General features: G+C 71.8%; 5 protein-coding genes and 1 riboswitch. Of the genes, 3 read left to right on the forward strand and 2 right to left on the reverse strand.

Annotation, left to right across the window (positions count from 1 at the left end):
- The first annotated feature begins 245 nt into the window (after positions 1-245).
- Positions 246-1670, forward strand: coding sequence for an MBOAT family protein (locus tag LCD31_RS17630; RefSeq protein WP_224959524.1), 1425 nt, complete (start codon positions 246-248; stop codon positions 1668-1670).
- A 239-nt stretch (positions 1671-1909) separates the two neighbouring features.
- On the opposite strand, the gene LCD31_RS17635 is transcribed toward LCD31_RS17630, so the two are convergent.
- Together LCD31_RS17635 and LCD31_RS17640 are read right to left on the reverse strand one after the other, a co-directional pair.
- Entirely contained in the window at positions 1910-2281 is a 372-nt protein-coding gene (locus tag LCD31_RS17635) for an XRE family transcriptional regulator (protein ID WP_224959526.1), read from the reverse strand.
- Positions 2250-2582, reverse strand: coding sequence for a type II toxin-antitoxin system RelE/ParE family toxin (locus tag LCD31_RS17640; RefSeq protein ID WP_224959528.1), 333 nt, complete (start codon positions 2580-2582; stop codon positions 2250-2252). Before LCD31_RS17640 ends, LCD31_RS17635 begins: the two co-directional genes overlap by 32 nt.
- 111 nt (positions 2583-2693) lie before the next feature.
- A riboswitch (Fluoride riboswitch) is annotated at positions 2694-2757 on the forward strand.
- Between the two features lie 13 nt (positions 2758-2770).
- Between LCD31_RS17640 and LCD31_RS17645 the strand changes: the two genes are divergently transcribed.
- Both LCD31_RS17645 and LCD31_RS17650 read left to right on the forward strand, forming a co-directional pair.
- Positions 2771-3220 carry an NUDIX hydrolase gene (locus tag LCD31_RS17645; RefSeq protein WP_224959530.1) on the forward strand — a complete coding sequence of 150 codons (450 nt, stop codon included), beginning with the start codon at positions 2771-2773 and terminating at the stop codon, positions 3218-3220.
- 51 nt (positions 3221-3271) lie between these two features.
- Entirely contained in the window at positions 3272-4555 is a 1284-nt protein-coding gene (locus tag LCD31_RS17650) for a hypothetical protein (protein ID WP_224959532.1), read from the forward strand.
- Positions 4556-4694: the final 139 nt, after the last annotated feature.

The following is a 4694-nucleotide window of genomic DNA, read 5'->3' on the forward strand; positions in this document are numbered from 1 at the left end:
GCCCCCGCGCCCCCCCCCCCGCCCCCCCCCCCCCCCCCCCCCCCCCCCCCCCCCCCCCCGCCCCCCCGCCCCCCCCCCCCCCCCCCCCCCCCCCCCCCCCCCCCCCCCCCCACCTCCGGCGACCCGGCGGGATTTCGCCGGTGAGCTGAGCCGTTCCTGGCAAGTGCGGCCACGCGCTCGGCTAGGCTCCGAAGCCGAGTCGATCGGGAGGCCCGGGCCTCCCAGCACCGCGAGGCCCCTCACCGATGTACTTCTCCACTCCGCTGTTCCTCTGGTACTTCCTGCCGGTCGTGCTGGCGGCGGTGCTCATCGCGCCCCGGTCCGCGCGCAACGCGATCGTGGCCGTCGCGAGCCTGGTGTTCTACGCCAGCGGCGCGGGCGGCACCACCCTGCTGCTGCTGGCGTGCATCGTCGTCAACTTCCTCGCGGGCAAGTCCCTCGAACCCGAAGCGGAGCACCCGCACCGCCGGGCCCTGCTCATCGGCGCCGTCTCGTTCGACCTGCTGGTGCTGGTGGTGTGGAAGTACGCGGGCTTCGCCACCGAGCAGCTGGCGACGCTGACCCGGTGGTTCGGTGGCGACTTCCCGGTGCTGCAGCTGGCGCTGCCGATCGGCATCTCCTTCTACACGTTCCACCACATCTCCTACGTGGTCGACGTGTACCGCGGCGAACGGCCCGCGCTGCGCAACCCGGTCGGCTTCGTCACCTACATCGCGATGTTCCCGCAGCTGGTGGCCGGGCCGATCGTGCGCTACCGGGAGATCGCCGACCAGCTCCCGCAGCAGCGCACCCACCGGCTCGACGACGTCGCAGCCGGCTTCCCGCGGTTCGCGTGGGGGCTGACGAAGAAGGTCGTCGTCGCCGACACGCTCGCCCCGATGGTCGACGCCTGCTTCGCGACCCCGGCCGAGGACATGAGCTTCGCCGTCGCCTGGCTCGGCGCCATCGGCTACACCGTGCAGCTGTACTTCGACTTCTCCGGCTATTCCGACATGGCGATCGGGCTGGGTCGGATGCTCGGGTTCCGGCTGCCGGAGAACTTCGCCCGGCCCTACTCCTCGGTGACCGTCACCGAGTTCTGGCGGCGCTGGCACATGTCGCTGTCCCGCTGGTTCCGCGACTACGTCTACATCCCGCTCGGCGGCAACCGGCGCGGCACCGGGCGCACCTACCTGAACCTGGCGATCATCTTCGTGCTCACCGGGTTCTGGCACGGCGCGGCGTGGACCTACCTGGTGTGGGGCCTGTTCCACGGGGCGCTGCTGGTCGTGGAACGCGCCACCGGGCACGACTCGGCGCCCGCGGACCGCTGGGCGCGGCTGGGCAGGCGGGCGCTGACGCTGCTGCTGGTCGTGCTGGGCTGGGTGTTCTTCCGGGCGCCCGACCTGGGGACGGCGTTCACGATGACCGGGCACATGCTGCTGCCGGACCTGTCCGGGCTCACCGACCTCGTCGCCGCCTCCGTCACCCACCAGCGGGTGTTCTTCCTGCTGGTCGCGCTGGTCGTGGTGCTGCTGCCCGCCTCCACCGGGACCGGGGCGTTCCTGGAGTCGGTGCGGTCCCGGCAGGCGAACGCGCTGCGGGCGGCGGTGATGACGGCCGGGCTGCTGTACTCGGGCCTGCTGGTCGCGACCGGCTCGTTCAGCCCGTTCCTGTATTACCAGTTCTGACCGGCTCTTCCCCGGCTCTTCTCGCGTCGGGGTGGGGTGGCGGAACCGCAGCAGGATTCTCGCCGCGGGATCTTTTGCACCGGTGGCTCCGCCACAGGAGGAAACGCTGTCCTCGCGAGGAGGGCGCTGAGCACTCGCGGGTGATCCGGCTGCGTGCGCGGTCTCCGCTCAGCCGCTTCGCCGCTGGCAGGACGAGACCTGGGCCGGCGTGCTCGTTCGAAGGCGGGCGGGTTCGTTGATCAGCACAGCACGACGGGGGCGTCCAGCTCCGATCGGGGTGCTTCGGCGGCACCCGGTGGCGGGCCGGCCGGGTCCACGACGAGCTTCAACCGCCCGCCGAGCGCGGTGATGTAGCTGCGGATGCTGGACACCGCCATCTGGTCCAGCTCCCCGTTCTCGATCTGCGAGACCCGTGCCTGGGTGACGCCCATCCGTTCCGCGACCGCTCCTTGGGTGAGCCCGATCCGCTTCCGGAGCTCCGCCAGCCGGAACCCGAGGACGTAGGCGTTCGTGTCCTGCCGCGCTTGCTCGCGGAGTGCTTCCGGGTCGTCACCGGCCGCACGATCGCGGGCGTCGAGTTCATCGCGGAGTTCGTCCCACGAGCGGCTCATCGTCCTGCCCCCTCCTGGTCGTCCGCCTTCCGCATCGCGGCCTCGTGCTCGGCCACGCGCTGCTCGCCGAGCGGGATCGCTCCTGGGCCGGTTTGCGCACTCGTGGTCGGAGCTCCTTGAGCTTGCTGATGCTCGATCCCTTGATGTGATCTGCGAGTGGCCGGCCCAGCGTCGGACCGTGCTCGGCGAGCTTCTCCAGTGCGATGTCCACCGCTGCGCGGGTCGCGCTGTCCAGCGATAGGTACCACCCGGCGACCTCGTCGTGCAGTGGGATGCTCCACCGCGCCGACTCCCGAATCATAACCTAGAGCTTATGTTCCGGCGATGGCACGGATCACAGCGGGTGCTACCGGCCGAGTTCCAGCGGATATGGGTCGTTGGGCCGTTGTCGTGGGGGTGGGGTGGGCGGAGACTCGGCGGCGGCGATGAGGCTCGCCGGAAGTGCGGAACACGCCGCTGATGGCCTCTCCGGAACTCAGGAGGCCCGCCATGTCGCACATCCACGTCCTGCTGCGCTGCTCCGCCGCCGTGTTCTTCGGCGACCGGGTGCTGCTGGTGTGCCGCCGCGAGCACGACGACCTGGTGCTGCCGGGCGGCACCCCGCGGCCGGGGGAGGACTTCCACGCCTGCGTGCGGCGCGAGCTGCGCGAGGAGACCGACATGCTGATCGACCCGGGCACCTGCGCGCTCATCGTCGAGACCGTGCGCCCCTTCGCCGAACGGCTGGTGGACGTCGTGTTCCGCTCCCCGGGCCGGCCCGCCGGGTGGCCGCGGTTCAAGGAGGACGGCCTGCGGCCCGAGCTGGTCCCGGTCGCCGAGCTGCCCCGGCTGGACCTGCACCCGCCGATCGCGGCGCAGCTGGCCGAACTGCACGCGGCCCGCGAACCCGGCCCGCCGAAGTACCTGCGGAACGAACACCGGACGCCCGTGCGGCCGTGAGTTCCGCGGGAACCGGGCACGGCCGTCGCCCGGCCGGGCTAACGTAGCGGCGTGTCGAGGACGGAACCGACCGAGCTGCCCGCGGTCCACGAGTCGTGGCTGCCGCGCGAGCACCCGATGCACCGGCCGCGGCACGGCAGGCGCCAGCTCACCGCCCTGGTGTGCGCGCTGCTGTTCCTCACCGCGCCCGCCACCACCTGGGTGTTCGGCGCACGGGCGGAGCAGCTGGAGAACCGGCCGCTGGCGGAGTTCCCGAGCATCACCGACGGCTGGGGCTTCCTCACCGGGCTGTCCCCGTGGGCCGCGGAGAACCTGCCGTTCCGCGGGACCGCGGTCCGGTCGGTGCACGACATCAGCCAGGGGGTGTTCGGCGAGCAGGCGCGGCTGGAGTCGGGGACGCACAGCTCGCCCACCGGCACCGGGAGCGACCAGCAGCAGGCCCGGCAGCCGCTGAACGAGAACGTGTTCCCGAAGGTCATCGAAGGACGGGCGGGCTGGCTCTACCTCGGCCACGACGTCGCCTACCCGTGCACGCCGAAGCGCAGCCTGGACGAGGTGATCGCCGGGTTGCGGCGCTGGCGCCAGGTCGTGGAGGCCTCCGGGCGGAAGTTCCAGCTGGTCATCGCGCCGGACAAGTCGACGATGTACCCGGCGAACCTGCCGCCGGAGTACGCGGGGAAGGACTGCTCCTCGCGGGCCAGGGAGGAGTTCTGGCGGCGGCTGCCCACCGCGACCGGCGCGATCGACATGCGGGACCCGCTGCGCGAATCCGCCGACCGCAACGGCAGGGCGATCTACCACGACATCGACACGCACTGGACCCACGAGGGCGGCATCACGATGGTGTACCAGCTGGCGGAGCGGCTGTCCCCGGGCAGCACCGCCACCTGGAAGGTGCAGCCCGGCAGGCAGTACCCGCACTCCGCCGACATCCCCGACCTGCTCGGCCAGCGCCGCACCGTGCCCATCCAGGCCTACTCGCTGGCGCCGGACGGCGGCGCGGACCACACCCGGTTCGAACCCAGCGACTTCCACGAGCCGCTGCACCTGAAATCGATGCCGCGGGCCGGCATGACCACCGAGCCGACGCGGATGGTGGGTGACTCGTTCACCCAGTTCGCCAGCCCGTACCTGGCGGCGACGTTCGCCGACATCGGCATCGTGCACCCGGAGGAGGTCGCGAAGCGGCCGCGGGAGACGGCGGCGCTGCTCGCGGAGGGCGACGTGGTGACCTTCGAGCTGTCCGAGCGGTTCGTCTCCGGCGGCCGCTACGACCTGCTCGACCCGGCGGTCGCCGACCAGGTAGGAGCAGTGCTCGCCGCCGACCCGCGTTGAAGGTTCTTCCCGCTCCTGTTGCTCAGGGGGCGGGGTGGCGGAACCTCAGCGGGATTCTCGCTGCGGGATCTTTTTCCCGAGTGGCTCCGCCACGAGGGAAAAGCGGGGCTGGCGAGAATACCGCTGAGAAACCGCGGGG

The sequence above is a fragment of the Saccharopolyspora sp. 6M genome (assembly GCF_020176775.1).
GTDB lineage: Bacteria > Actinomycetota > Actinomycetes > Mycobacteriales > Pseudonocardiaceae > Saccharopolyspora_C > Saccharopolyspora_C gregorii.